The organism is Bacillus sp. AK031, from assembly GCF_053903065.1.
Genome location: NZ_CP096424.1, coordinates 976516 through 994268 on the forward strand (window position 1 = coordinate 976516; position 17753 = coordinate 994268).

Sequence of the window (17753 nt, forward strand, 5' to 3'; positions counted from 1 at the left end):
ATTTGTGATAGTATAATCTTTTGTAAACAATACAATAAGAAGATACTATCTCATGGACTCCATTACATGATCAGAAGGTGTAAAGAAATGATATATTTTGATAACAGTGCTACCACAAAACCATATAAAGATGTCTTGAATACCTTTTTAAAAGTAAATGAAGAGTATTTTGCCAATCCTTCCTCAATCCATGCACTGGGAGGACGGGTTGAGACGCTGGTTGCCAAATCAAGGAAGCAGGTAGCCGATTTACTGAACATAAAAGAATCTGAAGTATTTTTCACTTCAGGCGGTACCGAGTCGAACAACCTTGCCATAAAAGGCGCTGCACTTCAGTACCGGAATCGGGGCAAACATATAATTACAAGCGGAATTGAACATCCCTCCATTATTGAAACATGTGAGCAATTGAAGGAACTGGGATTTGAGATCACATACCTTCCTGTAACCTCGACGGGACATGTTAAAGTGGAGGATGTCCTTAAGGCCATTACAAGGGAGACAATCCTTGTATCAATCATGCATGTTAACAATGAAACAGGAAGCGTTCAGCCTGTTGAACAAATCGGGCTGGCTTTAAAGGCTTATCCGAAAGTCATCTTCCATGTGGACCATATCCAGGGAGCCGGAAAAGTTCCTCTATCGTTTCGTGAAGCCGGCATTGACCTTTGTTCTGTCTCAGGCCATAAAATTCATGGATTGAAAGGTACAGGCATGCTGTATATTAAAGAAGGTCTGGAAATTTCCCCATTATTGTCAGGCGGGGAACAAGAGCGGAAAATAAGGAGCGGGACAGAAAATACAGGCGGAATTGTTTCGTTTGCCAAAGCGCTCAGGCTGCATCAGGAGAAAAGCATAGAAAAGCTGGAGGATATGAAAGAGTTGAACACTGTGGTGCGTTCTGAATTAAAAGGAATTGAAGGTATAACGATTCATTCACCTGAACAGCAGTCAGCCCCCCATATTGTCAATTTCTCAGTTAAAGATATCCGTGGTGAAATTTTTGTGCATGCCCTGGAAGAATTTGGTATTTATGTATCGACAACGAGTGCCTGTTCTTCCAAGAAGAATGTGCCTTCAAGAACGCTGCTTGGAATGGGTGTAAAAGAAGAGCTGCTTGATACATCTGTAAGGGTCAGTTTTTCTTTTGAAAATACGCTGGAAGAAGTGAAACAATTTACGAAGGCCATTGAAAAAGTGAAAAAAAATCTTGAGGAAACGACGAGGAGAAAAAGATGATTTATGATCAAATCTTAGTAAGATATGGTGAAATTTCAACAAAAGGACGCAATCGTAAAGCCTTTACCAAAAAATTACGAGAAAATATTCTGTTCATGCTAAAGGACTTTCCAAATATTAAAATAAGTGCTACAAGAGACAGACTGCATATTTATCTTCATGGTGAAAACGGTGAAGAGGTGTTGAAGAAATTATCGAACGTATTTGGGATACAATCTTACAGTCCAGTGGTCAAAACGGGTAAAGATATAGAAGAAATCAAGGAGGCTGCTTTAAACTTGATGGCAAAATCCCATCAAGATGGACAGACTTTCAAGGTTTCAGCGAGAAGAGCAGACAAGACATTTGAATTGGATACAAATGAAATCAATTATGCTGTAGGTTCTCATGTATTGAGGAATATGGAAGGGTTGAAAGTAGATGTGAAACAACCTCACGTCAAACTCAATATTGAAATCAGAAAAGAGGGAGCCTATCTTTCAAGCGAAATCTATCAAGGGGCAGGCGGAATGCCGGCAGGTGCAAGCGGCAGAGCGATGCTTATGCTATCGGGCGGTTTGGACAGTCCTGTCGCGGGCTATTTGATCATGAAGCGCGGGGTCGAGGTGGAGGCTGTCCACTTCCATAGCCCTCCTTTCACCAGCGAAAGGGCCAAACAGAAAGTGATTGACCTTGCAAAATCTTTGTCTGTGTTCAGCGGAAGGATCAATCTGCATATTGTTCCATTCACGGAAATTCAGCAGGCGGTCCATAATCAGGTGCCCGAGAATTACACGATGACCTCAACAAGAAGAATGATGCTGCGAATTACTGAAAAGTTAAGAGAGAAACATAACGGTCTCGGAATTGTTACAGGAGAGAGCCTTGGACAGGTTGCGAGCCAGACATTGGAGAGCATGCTTGCCATCAATGAAGTGACAAACACTCCGGTCCTCAGGCCGCTGATCGCCGTGGATAAGCTTGAAATCATTGATATTGCAAAACAAATCGGGACACATGATATTTCAATATTGCCATACGAAGATTGCTGTACAATTTTTACTCCGCCTGCACCAAAGACAAAACCAAAAAAGGAAAAGATACAGTACTATGAAAGCTTTGTTGATTTTGATACCTTGATTGACACAGCTGTAGCACATACAGAAATGCTTGTAATTGATGGCGGTTCATTGCATGATGATAACGCCGATCTTGATGAGCTGTTGTAAATTCTTTGAGAAGAATTACCAATAAGATTCTCGAATGAAGCCATGTATTTTCGCACATTCTATACTCACAAGGAGGTGAAAACACATGGCAAACAACAACAGCTCAAACCAACTAGTAGCTCCTGGAGCTCAACAAGCGATCGACCAAATGAAATACGAAATCGCTTCTGAATTCGGTGTACAACTTGGTGCAGATACAACTGCACGCGCTAACGGTTCTGTCGGTGGTGAAATCACTAAACGTTTAGTTCAAATGGCTGAACAACAAATCGGCGGAAGCTACCAACAATAATCTAACTAAATACAATGGCTACAAGGAGCGGGGAGACCCGCTCCTTTCTTTATGTTGATTTTTTGTTGAGCACTATTATACAAATTTGGATTGAAGCGCCATTTGGGGTTATTGATTTTCTAGTTAGCGTCATACCTCCGTTTAGGGGTTGCCGATTTTCTATCTAAAATGTGAATAGGGAGCATTTTGAAATGAGAAATCTGGATCATTTTGGATTTTGAATAAAATTTCCATGCTAAATAATTTAAAATATTACAAAAATTTAGTATAATGGGAGTGAATACATACAAAGGGGGAAACAATATAATGAAAAGAGAAGATTTGCTCTCACCTGAAAAGTATAATTTAATTAGTGAAGTCGAAAAATTTGCCGGCAAACCGGGCAAAAAAGCGATTCTATGGAAAGATGATCAAGGCGATCAGAAAGAAATTACATATGAAGATTTAATGAAAAATGCGAATAAAATTGGAAACGCATTCAAAGATCAGGGGCTGGAAAAAGGCGATGTTGTCCTTGTCATGATTCCAAGGCTTATTGAAGCTTATGAAACCTATGTCGCTGCGTTAAAAACAGGGCTTGTGGTCATCCCGAGTTCCGAAATGCTGCGTTCTAAAGATTTAAAGTACCGGATAGTACATGGAGACGTTAAAGCAATTGTTTGCTATGCACCATATACAGACCAATTTGATGAAGTGGATGAAAGTGCTGGACTTAAAAAGTTTGTCATCGGGGAAGAGAAGGATGGCTGGCTGTCACTGGAAAAGCTGATGAGCGATGCTTCAGACGAGATGGAACTGGCAGATACGAGAAGGGATGATATGGCTTTCTTGTCATATACGTCAGGTACTACGGGAAATCCAAAGGGTGTTGTGCACACCCATGGTTGGGCTTATGCCCATTTGAGAACAGCGGCGAAAAAGTGGCTCAGCATTGAAGAGGGAGATACTGTATGGGCGACAGCAGGCCCTGGCTGGCAAAAATGGATCTGGAGTCCGTTCCTGTCAGTATTGGGGTCTGGTGCAACCGGACTTGTTTACCAAGGGAAATTCGAACCAGGTACTTACCTGCAGATGCTTGAGGACCACCAGGTGAATGTTCTTTGTTGTACTCCAACGGAATACCGCTTGATGGCAAAGGTGGATGACCTTGGACAATATAACCTTGAGCATCTCCATAGCGCGGTGTCAGCCGGGGAACCCTTGAACAGGGAAGTAATCGATGCTTTCCAAAAGCATTTTAAAGTGGATGTCCGCGATGGTTACGGGCAAACAGAAAATACCCTTCTTGTCGGGATCATGAAAGGGATGGAATTGAAACCTGGTTCAATGGGCAAACCGACACCGGGCAATACAGTCGAGATTATTGATGAAGAGGGCAATCCTTGTGCTGTCGGAGAAGTTGGAGATATTGCCGTGCACGTCGACACGCCTGCTTTATTCAAGAACTATTATAAAGACCCTGAGAGAACGGCCATGCAGTTCCGAGGGGATTATTATATAACTGGCGATAAAGCGAAGAAGGATGAAGAGGGATACTTCTGGTTTGAAGGCAGAGGCGACGATATCATCATCAGCTCAGGCTATACAATCGGACCGTTTGAGGTTGAAGACGCTCTTGTCAAGCATCCTTCCGTAAAAGAGTGTGCTGTTGTAGCAAGTCCGGACGAGGTCAGAGGAAATATCGTTAAAGCCTTTGTTGTTTTACGCGATGGCGTGAGTCCTGAAGACCCTGAATTGGTCAAAGCACTGCAGGACCATGTGAAAGAATTGACTGCTCCATATAAGTACCCAAGAAAAATCGAGTTTCTTGATGAACTTCCAAAAACGACATCAGGAAAAATCCGTAGAATCGAGCTGAGGCAAAACGAAAGAAAAGCCCTGAAAAGCTAAGTGGAATATGAAAATTTTGATGGCTGATATTTCAGAAAACGAAACACTTTAAACTAGTAAAGCGTTATAGTAAAATAAAGAAAAAAGACGGGATTGGCTCCCGGCTGGATAGAGAAGCGGCACTTTTTTGCCCATGAACCAACAACCTCTATCAAGACGGTGAGCCAGTCCCTTTTTGTATATTCTATGTTTATGACAAGGAGTTTTCATATGGGCACTTTATGGTACAATGGAACATTTTACACAATGACAGAAGAGGGTGCTTCTGTTGAAGCTGTTTACACAGAGAATGGTTTTATAAAGGCAGCTGGTCCCTTACAAGAGTTAAAGGATGTGTTTGCTGCAGAGATATCAGAAAGAGTGGACTGTGGAGGAAACACAATCCTCCCTGGCTTAGTCGACAGCCATATGCACCTTATAGGACACGGAGAGACATTGATCAAGCTGGATCTTTCTAAAATGGCCAGTAAAGAAGAGGTCCTCCAGGCTATAAAGGAGAAAGCAGAGAATACCGTGAAGGGCAACTGGGTTTTTGGTGAAGGCTTCAATGAAAACCTATGGGAAAACAATGCAGTCATCACAAGGCAGGAAATCGATGAAGTTGTTCCTGAACATCCGGTCCTCCTGAAAAGAATCTGCCGTCATGCGATGGTCGCCAACTCTCATGCACTGGAAACTGCCGGTATTGATCAACACACGCAGGATCCGGCAGGAGGGTTGATTGAAAGGGATGAAAATGGTGAGCTGAACGGACTGTTAAAAGATACGGCACAAGATCTGCTTGTGGATGCAATTCCTGCTCCTTCAGCAGAATATTTGGAGGAAGCCATGACCAAGGCGATCGAGAACTGCTGGAAACTCGGTCTTGTCGGGGGGCATACCGAGGACCTGAGCTACTATGGAAACTTCCAAAAAACGTATCAAACATTTATGAATGTGATTGAAAAAGGCGGGAAAAAGTTCAGATCTCACCTGCTGGTCCATCAAGCAGTTATTGATGACTGGAAGGAAGAAGGTTTTTCTTTCATGGACGGGACACCGCTTGTTGAATTCGGTGCCATGAAAATTTTTGCCGATGGAGCACTCGGTGGAAGAACGGCTTTATTGAGCCATCCTTATAATGATGATCCTTCGACAAATGGAGTCGCCATCCATACTCAAGAACGGTTGGCGGAACTGGTTAAAAAGGCTAGGAGCTACCATCTGCCAATCGCTGTCCACACAATCGGTGACCAGGCGTTTGAAAATGTCCTGGATGTAGTGGAAGAGAATCCGACAGTCAATGGAAGACGAGATCGTTTCATCCACGCACAGCTGCTGCGCAGGGAACTGATTGACAGAATCAAAGGCCTGCCGCTGATCCTCGATATCCAGCCGAGATTTGTTCCTTCTGATTTTCCTTGGGTGATTGACCGCATTGGAGAAGAAAATATGGAATATAACTATGCATGGAAGACACTGCTGGATGAAGGAATCCCTTGTGCCGGAGGTTCGGACGCTCCGATAGAACCGGTTAATCCGCTGCTGGGCATCCATGCAGCTGTTACAAGAACCAATCCATCGGACCCTGAGAAAACCGTCTATATCCCGGAAGAAAGACTGTCGGTTTACGAGGCTGTCTCTTTATTTACTAAAGGAAGCGCATATGCATGCCATCATGAGCATGACCACGGGATGATTAAGGAAGGATATCGTGCTGACTTCACTGTTCTGTCCGGAGATATTTTTAAAGTCACAGAGGACAGCCTGCTTGATATTGAGGTAGCTATGACGGTTGTTGATGAAGCGATTGTTTATCAAAAATAGTGCAGTAATTTTTGATTGCCCTCTGGAAGCAACCGGGATATAATGAAATTATTTCGGAAACTGAAATAATTTTAGGGGGTGGCCGGCATTAAAACAGAAGAACAAGCTGGTATATTGTATACTGCATTTTCATACTTTCTGTGGGGAATCCTGCCGATCTATTGGAAATGGCTGAATCATGTCCCGGCGGATGAAATACTGGCGAACAGAATTTTCTGGTCCTTCTGGTTCATGATCGTGTTTCTGATCGTCATCAAAAAATTTCCTGTGTTTTGGAAGATGCTGATAGGGATGATGAACACAAAGAAGCAGCTGGCTGCATTGGCAACAGCATCTCTGCTGGTCAGTACGAACTGGTTCATTTATATCTGGGCTGTAAATACAGACCAGATGGTGGAAGCCAGCCTCGGATATTATATAAATCCTCTTGTCAGTGTATTGCTTGGAGTATTTATCCTAAGAGAAAAGATGACAAAGGCACAGGTTGTCTCATTCATTTTAGCAGCCGTTGGCGTCATTGTTCTGACGGCTTCATATGGAAGATTCCCCTGGATCGCCATCGGATTGGCACTCTCATTCGGATTATACGGCCTGGCAAAAAAGCTGATCAAAGTCGATTCAGATATTGGATTGACATTGGAAACGATGACAACAGCGCCGTTTGCGTTAATCTATCTTTTCTATCTATCTTCACAAGGGAATATCTCACTATTCCATCTTTCGGCCGGAACCGATTTATTGCTGATTGCAGGAGGAGCAGTAACAGCTGTGCCTCTGTTATATTTTGCTAAGGGAGCCCAAAGAATTCCACTCTATATGGTGGGGTTCCTGCAATATATCGCTCCGACGCTGACATTGATCCTGGGTGTGTTTTTATATGGAGAACCATTTACCCATACCCATTTGATCGCTTTTACCTTCATCTGGTCAGCGCTGACGATTTTCTCTGTTTCCCGGATGAAGAGAGTGAGGCGGCGGAAAGCGCAGGAGGAATGTGCGTAGAAAATAATTTGAAGAAACCCGGCAGCCTGATTTGGCAGCCGGGTTTTTTTATTGCTAAATAACCAACATCTATAGAACCAATGATAAAAGTAAAAAAAGAGAAGCCGTTTCTCCCCGGCTTCTCATATCACCTGACTACAAAAACGTCCTTTTGACTTTTTCCCAGAAAGAGTTGTCTTTTAATTTTACCGTCTTTATCTTCTCTTCGCTCAACTCGATCTCTACTTGCTTCACATGCTGAATGCCCAATGCTTCATTATCCATTCCCATTGAAGGATAGTCATTGCCGTCCTGTACGATGTCCAGCTTCAGCTTTCGGTTTCCGCTTAAAATGAAGGAGGAGCCAAGCGTACGGTATCGATTATTATTTAAGGATGCAAGTTCACTGACCTGCAAGCATGGCAGCATCGGATCGACCACCGCTCCGTTCACCGATTTATTATAGGCCGTACTTCCAGTCGGGGTAGCGATGACCATTCCGTCTCCCCGGAAGGTTTCAAAATGCAGATCATCAATATGTACTTCGATCACGAATGTTTTGATAATCCCTGAACGGATACTGAATTCGTTCAGGCATTTAAAGCTTGTCTGGTCATCGACTGTCACATTAATAGTTGGATAGCGGCGTACTTCTATTTGTTCCTCAGTCATGGCTTTGATCATTTTTTCGGTATCATCGATATGGAAATCACAATACATACTTAAGTTTCCTGTGGTTGAGATGCCTGCATACAGACAGTCTTGTCGGAAACCTGTGTTTCTTACAGCCTGAAGAAAAGCCCCGTCACCGCCCACACTTACCACGATGTTCGCTTCTTTGGCATTTTTGACAACTTTGAACCCATGCTGCTCGGCAAGTGCTGATAACTCTTCGATCTTTTTCAGTGTGTCTGGATCTTTAAGGGTATAAAAGTAGAGATTGCGTCTTTCAGTCATGTTTCTGCCTCCTCAAATTTGTCTGCTGAAGTGATGAAATTTTTCCAATCATGATAGATTTTGCTAGAATGGTGATTATATGCAAATGGAGTCGCTGCTTTTAGGTTAATGTTCTTGGTGACCGATTTTAGATGCAGCCATAGTTATTTTATCATGATAGTGAAACTTTATGATAGGGATGTACGTATGCAACATGAACAGAATAAGAGGAGGAAACGACATATGAGCGGAAAACGTTGGACTGCACTTGCTATTGCAGCAGGATTATTTTTGTTTTCAGTAGCCGTCAATTTTGCCAGTTCGGCAATGACGAATGATTTCAACCAGGCTTTCGAAGAGATGTTTGCCGGTACTGAAAATCCTTTCACAGAAGAAGTGATTGAAGAAGGGAACGCATCTAAAAGGATTGCGGTCCTGGAAGTTGACGGTGTCATTCAGGATGTGGATACGGCCGCGTCAATCTTTGAAAGTGCAGGATATAACCATGAACTATTCATGGAACAGCTAAAGGCAGTTCAAGAAGATGACAGCATAAGAGCGATCATTTTAAAAGTCAATTCACCTGGAGGAGGGGTGGTGGAAAGCGCCCAAATCCATGAAAAGCTTGTAGAAATACAGGAAGAATCCAAGAAGCCGGTATATGTTTCAATGGGATCGATGGCCGCTTCAGGAGGCTATTATATTTCTGCACCGGCTGAAAAGATTTTTGCCAGCAAGGAAACACTGACAGGCTCACTTGGCGTCATTATGCAAAGCATCAATTACTCTGAGTTAGCTGAAAAGTATGGAGTCGACTTTGTAACGATCAAAAGCGGTCCGCACAAAGATATCATGAGTCCGACCAGGGAGATGACAGAAGAAGAAAGAGAGATTCTCCAATCCATGGTAAATAACTCTTATGAAGGATTTGTCGATGTTATTGCCCAGGGACGGGGAATGTCAGAAGGGCAAGTCAAGAAAATTGCAGACGGCAGGGTGTATGATGGCATCCAGGCTAAAGAAAATAATTTAATAGATGATTTTGGTTATATCGAGGATGTTATTGCTCAAATGAAGAAAGATCTAAAGTTGAAAGATGCACAGGTGATTGAATATACAAATGACGGCGGATTTGCTTCTTTATTGAACATGGGTGCCAAAAGACTGGCTGGAGGGGATATTGAAGCGGCAGCTCTGATGAAAATCTTGTCTCAGCCTAATTCACCACGCTTGATGTATCTCTATGCCGAATAATCTAAGGGGGGTGCATTCAATGAATGAATTTGATAACCAGCAAGTGCAGGCGGGAGAAAGTCACGTGAAGTCACAGCCTGATGAGTTTGAACTTGGAGGTTTCTGGCTGAGGTTCTGGGCATACCTTCTTGATTTGATTGTCATCTCAAGCATCGGGAGGTTGATTGTTAATCCGGTATTCAGGGCCCTTGACCTCTCGTTGATTAAGGGTGAAATGTTCGCACCCATCTCGATCCTGAGTGCTGTGGTTTTTTATGGATACTTTGTGCTGATGACAAAGTATTTAGGGCAGACACTTGGTAAAATGGCGTTCGGGTTGAAGGTCATCGAATTGGACGGCAAACCTCTCGATTGGGGGACTGTCTTTTTCCGTGAACTGATAGGCAGATTCATTTCTGCAAGTTTCTTTATTTTATATATTGTCGTTGCCTTTACGAACAAAAAACAGGGGATACATGATTTGTTCGCCGATACGACCGTTGTAAAAGAAAAGAGAGCGGCTTTATATAAGCCGGCAAATATTTAAAAAGAAGCAGCCACACAGATGGCTGCTTCTTTTCTACCCATTCGTTTCTAATATTTTTTTGATTCTCTCTAAGTCTTTCTTGTTTTCCTTTTTCATCATTGGTGCCATGAAGGGAGAAAATAGTTTTGAAAATCCCGCTGGTTCTCCTTTATTGCGCAATCCCATCAGAGTGTGTCCGCCATCGATGGATTTCCATGTATAGGTGGTTTCCATGGGAAACGGTCCCTGTGCTGTTCTCATGACAAGCTTTTGTTCTGGGAGGAACTCTTCTATTTGATAGGTATAGGCAAGCTTCTTGCCAAGGAATTCAGCTTTAAAGGCAATTTGAGAACCGATCTGAATCGGCTTTGGTGTCATCCATTCAGCTTTAGAGATATTGCTGTACCATTGTGGGGCGTTATCAGGATTGGCAGCGTAACTTGCAACTTTAGAAAGTGGTGATTTAATAATTGTTTCTGTATAAACGTTTACCATTTATGACCTCCGGCATCCATGCACTGAAATATTTTGGGTGTATTGCCTATTAATAAAATGATGTCTGATTTCCGCTCCAGGTGTGCGACTCCGCGGGGCGGGCGGTGAGCCTCCTCGGCTTTGCCTGCGGGGTCTCACCTGTCCCGCTAATCCCGCAGGAGGTCGCACACCTTCCACTACAATCAACTGTCATATTACTCTGAAACTAAAAGAGTTTCTGTAATTGAAAAACGAAGAGATTCCGATATTGATTCAATATGCTTATTCATAAATAGCGAAAGCAGGATCAAAGCAAGTATACTTTATATCAATGGATAACATATTTACTAAAGCTAAAATAACAACATTATTAACTGCCTTCTATATAATTTTTAAGCAATGTGCCCAGGAGGTGTTTCCACCCTTCTGTATGGCTTTCTTCCCAATTCTCTTCAATTACTCCTGATGCAGTGTGGGATAGCTGTAATGTGGTCGTCCCATTTTCCTCGGTGAGGCGATAGGTATATGCACTGTTGACCGCTCCCTGCATGCCAAGATGGCCCTGAATACGTATTTCCTCAGGAGCATTCACATAGTAAACATTACCCCAGATGGCTCCCGCATTTTCATCCCATTTTTCAATGAACTGTCCCCCGGGTACGGGATTCAGAGTCAGGGATGATTTTTTTCCTTCCGGAGCAAGGCGGAATTCCCACCAGTCTTCAACCTTGTCAGTCAGTGCTTTGAATACCTGCTCCCGTGTTGCATTAATGATGGTTTCTTGTTCAATTCGAAATATCTTACTTTGTTCTTCGGTTTTCATTTTGCTGCCTCCTTCTGATTGTTCTGCTGCCGCCTTTAAGTTAAGCAGAGATGAAGCGGATGATTCCATGTATTTTCCTACCCAGCGATTGTGCATTTCCTGAAGCGGGACCGCATTCAGGAAATTGACCTTATACTTGCCTTTTCGCCTGGAGAGAACGATCTTTCCTTCTTCTAATGCAGTTAAATGCTTCATAATGGCATAACGTGATACTTCAGGGAAATGTTCATTGAGCTCCCCGGTAGTACTCGGCGATTGCTTCAGAATATCGAGTATACGTCTGCGTATTGGGTGGGACAATGCTTTGAATAATGGTGTGAGATGATCCTCCATTTGATGACCCTTTCATTTAGTTAATGGCTTATATTTAACATGTGACTAAATGGTAACATGTTATTGATTTAAAAAGCAATATAGATTTTTTAACCGTAATTTAGGAATTGGGTTTAACTCGCATGAAAAATGCCCATAATGGCAAGTTGAAGGGTTGTGAAAAAAGTGAATGGGTGGATCATTGCGCTGTTTCTAGTTTTAGGCCTGATTTCTTTCTTATTGATTATCATTTTAATAACCAAGCTGACGATTACAATTTCACTTTATCATGGAAATGATAATGACCATATAACTATTAAATTCAGGGCCTGGTTCGGCCTCGTAAAATATAAGGTAGAGGTTCCATTAATTAAGATCGATGATGATGGGCCTAATATTGTCTTTGAGGAGAAGACGCAGAAAGGCAATGAAGGAAAGGGGAAGGAAAAAGACAAACTGAAAAAGGAAACGCCAGAAGAGATTCTGACTTCCTTAAAAGATTTTCGGGAATTGCTGGAGCATGTGGCAGGACTCCATCGGATTATCAGAAAGTTCTTGAGTAAAGTGAAGGTTTTCGATGTAAAGTGGCAGACTGTTTTTGGGACCGGTGATGCTGCAACCACGGGAACCATGACAGGGCTTGTATGGGGGGCGAAGGGAAGCATAATCGGTGTCGTAAGCCATTATATGAAACTGCAATCTATTCCTGAAGTTGCGGTTCTTCCATCCTTTCAAAAAGCAATCATTCAAACGGATTTTTCATGTATCATAACTTTTCGGGTCGGGCATGCTATATTAGCAGGAATCAAATTAATCAAATTTTGGAAAGGCGGCAAACCGAATTTCCAATCAAAGTCGTTATCAATGGTTTCTAAAGAAAACCACTCCGTCTAACAAGACGCACACTTTACCACACTAACGCGCTAAGAGGGACTGTCCCCTATGCCGCTTTAGAGTGGTAAAGCGTACATAACATTTTAGGAGGTAATCTTATGTCTGATCATCCAATTGAAGGACTTATGACCACAGCAATGGAAAATCTGAAAGAAATGATTGATGTCAATACGATTATCGGAGACCCAGTTGAAACGCCTGATGGAAGTGTCATTTTGACAGTTTCAAAGGTCGGTTTCGGTTTTGCCGCAGGCGGCAGCGAATTTATCATAAGCGGCAAAGGTGATAAAGAAGGCCAGGATGGCAAGGACGGTAAGCAAGGAAAGAAAGAACAGCCCTTTGGCGGCGGTAGCGGTGGCGGAGTTTCCATTACTCCGATTGCGTTCCTTATCGTAGGCTCAAAAGGAGTTAAAATGCTGCATCTTGATGAAAATACACACTTATTCGAGAAGATTCTTGACTTGGCTCCGGGGGTTCTTGAGAAAATTCAAGGGATGATGAAGAAGAACAATCAAAATAATGGCCAGGGCCAAGGCCAAAGTCAGCAGCAACAGCAGCAAAACGGCGGACAAAACCAATTTGATTTCTAACTCGAGACATTATTAAAGGTAAATGAAGGACTGGAACACTCGTTGATCCATAACGGGTCTTTCAGTCCGAATTTATTTTTTATTGAGCATGATCACTACGTAAAAGAGCGATATGACACATCATTAAACTCCAAAGTCGAATTAGTTGCTTCCGGGCAACCCCGTTTTGTACGATGTAAGAGATTCATACTTATAGAGGAGGTATTTCAATATGGCTGACATTACGTTTAAAAATAACCCAGTTACACTATTAGGCAATGAAGTTAAACCTGGTGACTCTGCTCCTGATTTTACGGTTTTAGCTAATGATCTATCAGAGGTATCTCTCAACGATACGAAAGGCAAGGTGCGTTTGATCAGTGTTGTGCCTTCTATCGATACTGGAGTTTGTGATGCCCAGACACGCAAATTTAACGAAGAAGCAGGAAAACTTGAAAGTGTGGAAGTACTTACCATTTCAGCTGATTTGCCTTTCGCCCAGAAACGCTGGTGCGGAGCGAACGGAATCGAAAATGTCCAAACGCTATCCGATCATCGCGACATGTCTTTCGGCGAAGCGTTCGGGGTGCATATTAAAGAATTGCGCTTGCTTGCCCGCGCTGTATTTGTAGTCGACAGCAATGACAAAGTCACTTATGCTGAATACGTCAGCGAGGCAACAGACCATCCTGACTATGATGCAGCGATCGATGCAGTGAAAAAAGCTCAGTAGCTTCTGTTCCAATACAGCATGATCAAACTGGCCCGGGACCTTTTCCTTCAGGGTCAGTTTTTGTTATTAAGCGCAACATCTTTGACACCTGTACAGGCAAAGGTAAAATAGAGGGAGAATCAATAGTAAAGGAGACAGAGAACTTATGACAGTTTCTCCAACAGAAAATCTTTTCAATGTGTTAGATGAAACAGCATTGATTTTACAAGAAGAATTGTCTTGTACATATTTAGAAGCCATCGCCGAGAGCGGTGAAAATCTTTTTCATCAAAATGTGGTTCAGGATGAGCTCAATGAATTGACGCAGAAACGGCTTCAGAAGAAATATGCTGAAGCGGGCCTGGACGATATGGGGAAAGAACAAATCAGAAAAGCATTGCAGCTGGCCATTTTAAAGGGGATGAAAGAAAGTTCTCAGCCCAATCACCAAATGACTCCTGATGCAATCGGTATGTTCATCAGCTATCTAGTCGGAAAGTTTACGAAAGGTTTAAAAGAACTGCAGCTCTTAGACCCGGCAGTAGGGACAGGGAATCTGCTTACGACAGTTCTTAACGGATTGACAGACAAGGAGGTATCATCAGTTGGAATCGATATCGATGATCTGTTGATTAAGTTATCGTACGTCGGCGCCAACCTCCAGAAGCATCCGCTTCAGTTGTTCAATCAAGATTCATTGGAACCTTTGTTCATCGAACCTGTTGATGTGGTGATCAGTGATTTGCCAGTAGGGTATTACCCTAACGATCTTAGAGCTGCCGACTATGAGCTCAAAAGCGATCAAGGACATTCATTCTCTCATCATCTATTCATAGAACAAAGCATTAAGCATACCAATTCGGGCGGTTACCTGTTTTTCCTTGTGCCAAACCACCTATTTCAGTCGGAAGAAGCCAAGAAGCTGCACGATTATTTTAAAGAGCAGGTTTATATCCAAGGGCTGCTCCAACTGCCGCTGTCATTATTCAAAAATGAAAAATCCGCTAAGAGCATCCTGATTTTACAAAAGAAAAAAGCCGATATCAAACCTCCTAAAGAAGTCTTGATGGCTAACATGCCATCGTTATCGAACCAAAAGGCGATGGAAAATATGCTGGCTAAAATGGATCAGTGGTTTAAAGAGAATAAATAGGGGAAACAACCTCATAAGGGCAGAGTCATCAATGTAACTATTGGCGGCTTTGTCCTTTTTTATATTGAACAGGGGTTTAATAGTGATTTCCGCTCCAGGCGTGCGACTCCGCGGGGCGTGCGGTGAGCCTCCTCGGCTTTGCCTGCGGGGTTACGTTCCGGTGGGTACGTAACCTTGGTCTCACCTGTCACGCTAATCCCACAGGAGGTCTCACGCCTTCCGCTCCAATCAAATAATCTTTAATTAATGCCGGTGTAAACAGAATAAAACCCACAATCTTTTAAAAACAGTCAATCCACAATATCCACGAAAACACCCTTTTTATTTTTCTGAAAATATTTATTTTGCCATGAAAACGATAACAACTGAACCTTCCTCTTGAAAAGCATAAGAAGCAGTGATTAAATGAAAAATTGAGAGATATAAAGCACTGAAATGAACAAACTAGTATAGAAAAGCAATAAAGGCAGATCGATCAGAAAAAAAGGAGCGGTATAGAATATGGCAAAAATCATTGCAATTAATGCTGGAAGCTCGTCACTTAAGTTCCAGCTTTTCGAAATGCCTCAAGAAGAGGTTATTACAAAAGGACTTATCGAACGAATCGGACTGAAGGATTCTGTTTTTTCCATTTCAGTCAACGGAGAAAAGCAAGAGCAAGTAACAGACATCCCAAATCATGAAGTGGCAGTAAAAATGCTCCTTGATAAGTTGACATCAGCAGGGATCATCAAATCGCTGGATGAAATTGAAGGAATCGGGCACCGGGTCGTACACGGGGGCGAGGTCTTCAGTGATTCAGTAGTCATCACTGAGGAAGTCATCCAAAAAATTGAGGAGCTTTCTGAACTGGCTCCGCTTCATAACCCTGCAAACATCACTGGAATCAGATCTTTCCAGAGTGTTCTGCCTGATGTCACGGCGGTTGCGGTATTCGATACAGCATTTCACCAGTCAATGCCGGAAAGTTCATTCCTTTACAGCCTGCCGTATGATTACTATGAGCAGTACGGTATCCGTAAGTACGGTTTCCATGGTACTTCACACAAATACGTATCTGAAAGAGCAGCAGAAATGCTTGGCCGACCAAAAGAGCAGCTGCGGCTGATTTCCTGTCACTTAGGAAACGGTGCAAGTATTGCGGCAATCGAAGGCGGAAAGTCCATCGATACGTCTATGGGCTTTACACCGCTTGCAGGAGTCGCAATGGGAACGAGATCAGGCAACATCGATCCTGCCCTTATTCCATTCATCATGGAAAAAACAGGAAAGACAGCCGATGAAGTCCTCGATGTACTGAATAAAAAGTCAGGAATGCTGGGTGTTTCAGGCCTTTCAAGCGACCTGCGCGATATTGAAAAACAAGCCGAAGAAGGCAACGACCGAGCTGAATTGGCATTGGAAGTATTCGCTAACCGCATCCACAAATACATCGGTTCCTATGCATCCCGTATGTACGGCGTAGATGCAATCATATTCACTGCGGGCATCGGTGAAAACAGCCAGATTGTCCGTGAGAAAGTTCTTAAAGGACTCGAGTTCATGGGCATCTACTGGGATCCTGCACGGAACAAGGTAAGAGGAGAGGAAACGTTCATCAACTATCCTCATTCACCTGTTAAGGTCATGATCATCCCAACGAACGAAGAAGTCATGATTGCCCGTGATGTCCAGCGTTTGACTGTGTAAAAATATTCGGCATTTTTTTTGATTACTAAGACTCCAGTTATGGGGTCTTTTTTGTATTTTATGATTTTACAATTTCCCTGCTAATGATTAATAGTCCAGGTAGGATGAAACTTCTTGTTATGGTATATTAAAGAAAATGATGTCTACTATAGGAGTTGAAAATCGATGGAATGGTCTGAAAGAGATGAACAAGTTCTCGAGGAAATCCGGCAGTGGCAGGATTCCCTGTATGATTATGAAGCGAATGATCTCGAAAATACATACGTCAAATGGCTTGACAGTGCTTTTTCCAACCTGCCAATCGAAGTTCAGGAGCAGTTCTTTCAAAAATTAGATGGCTGGCTGTTTCACTTGCATTCTTTACTGCAAGGATCTCAGCTGCAGAATGATGCGAGAGAGCGTATCCTAAAGACAGCACGGGCATTCAATCAGGAAATAGACAGCTTTCATGATCTCCATTTATTGACGATTGACCAGCTTCATTACATTGCGATGCAGCATTCCGGCAGACACCAGCTTTACTCTTTCCTTCAAGGAGGAATGACTGGGACGGGGGGAGCTGCTGCCCTGAGCACGGACCTTCCTGCAATGGCTGTCATTAACTTGCGCTCTGTACAACTGATCGCTATTTCCTATGGTTTTGACGTGCAGACGCCTTTTGAGATGATGACCTCTTTAAAAGTTTTTCATGCAGCAACCCTTCCGGCAAGGTTAAAGGCTGAAGCATGGGAAGAACTAATGGAAGATTTGCAGCGAAAAGAAAATGACTATTTTTACGATGGAACAGAAAAGCTGACCGATTATACTTGGCTTGAAGGGCCTCTTAAACACCTTTTAAAAGCAATGGCCATCACAATGTTCCGGAAGAAACGGTTTTCTGGTATGCCGCTGATCAGTATGGCACTCGGGGCAGGCGTCAATTATCAGTTCACCAGGAAAATGAACGATTTTGCGGAAAAATATTATCAATACCGCTATTTGTCCAGTAAACGAAGTGATTACTAAAAAAGCAGAGC

17 protein-coding genes are annotated in these 17753 nt (G+C 42.8%); 14 read left to right on the top strand and 3 right to left on the bottom strand.

The features are described 5' to 3' along the window. Positions 1-87 precede the first annotated feature (87 nt). The 6 genes from M1E09_RS04895 (at position 88) to rarD (ending at position 7437) form a co-directional block, all read left to right on the top strand. Complete coding sequence (locus M1E09_RS04895) at positions 88-1239, top strand: cysteine desulfurase family protein (RefSeq protein ID WP_456273739.1); 1152 nt, start codon at positions 88-90, stop codon at positions 1237-1239. After that, positions 1236-2447, top strand: coding sequence for a tRNA uracil 4-sulfurtransferase ThiI (gene thiI, locus M1E09_RS04900; RefSeq protein ID WP_456273740.1), 1212 nt, complete (start codon positions 1236-1238; stop codon positions 2445-2447). Before M1E09_RS04895 ends, thiI begins: the two co-directional genes overlap by 4 nt. Positions 2448-2532: 85 nt before the next feature. Beyond that, on the top strand, positions 2533-2739 hold the full coding sequence (locus M1E09_RS04905; RefSeq protein WP_148945666.1) for an alpha/beta-type small acid-soluble spore protein: 207 nt from the start codon (positions 2533-2535) through the stop codon (positions 2737-2739). Positions 2740-3045: 306 nt separating this feature from the next. Further along, the gene (gene mbcS, locus M1E09_RS04910) at positions 3046-4629 is read left to right on the top strand and encodes an acyl-CoA synthetase MbcS (protein WP_456273741.1); all 1584 of its coding nucleotides are present in this window, start codon (positions 3046-3048) and stop codon (positions 4627-4629) included. A 210-nt stretch (positions 4630-4839) separates the two neighbouring features. After that, entirely contained in the window at positions 4840-6435 is a 1596-nt protein-coding gene (locus M1E09_RS04915) for an amidohydrolase (protein WP_456273742.1), read from the top strand. A gap of 78 nt (positions 6436-6513) precedes the next feature. Beyond that, positions 6514-7437, top strand: a complete 924-nt coding sequence (gene rarD / locus M1E09_RS04920) for an EamA family transporter RarD (RefSeq protein ID WP_456273743.1) — start codon at positions 6514-6516, stop codon at positions 7435-7437. Positions 7438-7572: 135 nt separating this feature from the next. Here rarD and M1E09_RS04925 read toward each other — a convergent pair whose 3' ends face one another. Continuing rightward, entirely contained in the window at positions 7573-8373 is an 801-nt protein-coding gene (locus tag M1E09_RS04925) for an NAD kinase (RefSeq protein ID WP_456273744.1), read from the bottom strand. 222 nt (positions 8374-8595) lie between these two features. On the opposite strand from M1E09_RS04925, the gene sppA reads away from it, so the two are divergent. Both sppA and M1E09_RS04935 read left to right on the top strand, forming a co-directional pair. Beyond that, positions 8596-9606: a signal peptide peptidase SppA gene (sppA, locus tag M1E09_RS04930; protein WP_456273745.1), complete on the top strand. Its 1011-nt coding sequence runs from the start codon at positions 8596-8598 to the stop codon at positions 9604-9606. Between the two features lie 19 nt (positions 9607-9625). Beyond that, positions 9626-10132 (top strand): RDD family protein, encoded by a 507-nt coding sequence (locus tag M1E09_RS04935; protein ID WP_456273746.1) that lies wholly within the window; start codon positions 9626-9628, stop codon positions 10130-10132. A gap of 33 nt (positions 10133-10165) precedes the next feature. Here the strand turns inward: M1E09_RS04935 and M1E09_RS04940 are convergent, their stop codons facing one another. After that, on the bottom strand, positions 10166-10606 hold the full coding sequence (locus tag M1E09_RS04940; protein ID WP_456273747.1) for an SRPBCC family protein: 441 nt from the start codon (positions 10604-10606) through the stop codon (positions 10166-10168). Between the two features lie 349 nt (positions 10607-10955). Beyond that, on the bottom strand, positions 10956-11741 hold the full coding sequence (locus tag M1E09_RS04945; protein WP_456273748.1) for an SRPBCC domain-containing protein: 786 nt from the start codon (positions 11739-11741) through the stop codon (positions 10956-10958). Between the two features lie 156 nt (positions 11742-11897). On the opposite strand from M1E09_RS04945, the gene M1E09_RS04950 reads away from it, so the two are divergent. The 6 genes from M1E09_RS04950 (at position 11898) to M1E09_RS04975 (ending at position 17742) form a co-directional block, all read left to right on the top strand. Next, entirely contained in the window at positions 11898-12614 is a 717-nt protein-coding gene (locus M1E09_RS04950; RefSeq protein WP_456273749.1) for a DUF2953 domain-containing protein, read from the top strand. 98 nt (positions 12615-12712) lie between these two features. Then, complete coding sequence (gene ytfJ, locus M1E09_RS04955; protein WP_456273750.1) at positions 12713-13204, top strand: GerW family sporulation protein; 492 nt, start codon at positions 12713-12715, stop codon at positions 13202-13204. A gap of 211 nt (positions 13205-13415) precedes the next feature. Further along, entirely contained in the window at positions 13416-13916 is a 501-nt protein-coding gene (gene tpx / locus M1E09_RS04960) for a thiol peroxidase (protein ID WP_456273751.1), read from the top strand. 145 nt (positions 13917-14061) lie between these two features. Next, entirely contained in the window at positions 14062-15048 is a 987-nt protein-coding gene (locus tag M1E09_RS04965) for a class I SAM-dependent methyltransferase (protein WP_456273752.1), read from the top strand. A gap of 501 nt (positions 15049-15549) precedes the next feature. Further along, positions 15550-16737: an acetate kinase gene (locus M1E09_RS04970; RefSeq protein WP_456273753.1), complete on the top strand. Its 1188-nt coding sequence runs from the start codon at positions 15550-15552 to the stop codon at positions 16735-16737. A gap of 165 nt (positions 16738-16902) precedes the next feature. After that, a complete protein-coding gene (locus M1E09_RS04975; RefSeq protein ID WP_456273754.1) occupies positions 16903-17742 on the top strand; it encodes an EcsC family protein in 840 nt (279 codons plus the stop codon). The last annotated feature ends 11 nt before the right edge of the window (positions 17743-17753 follow it).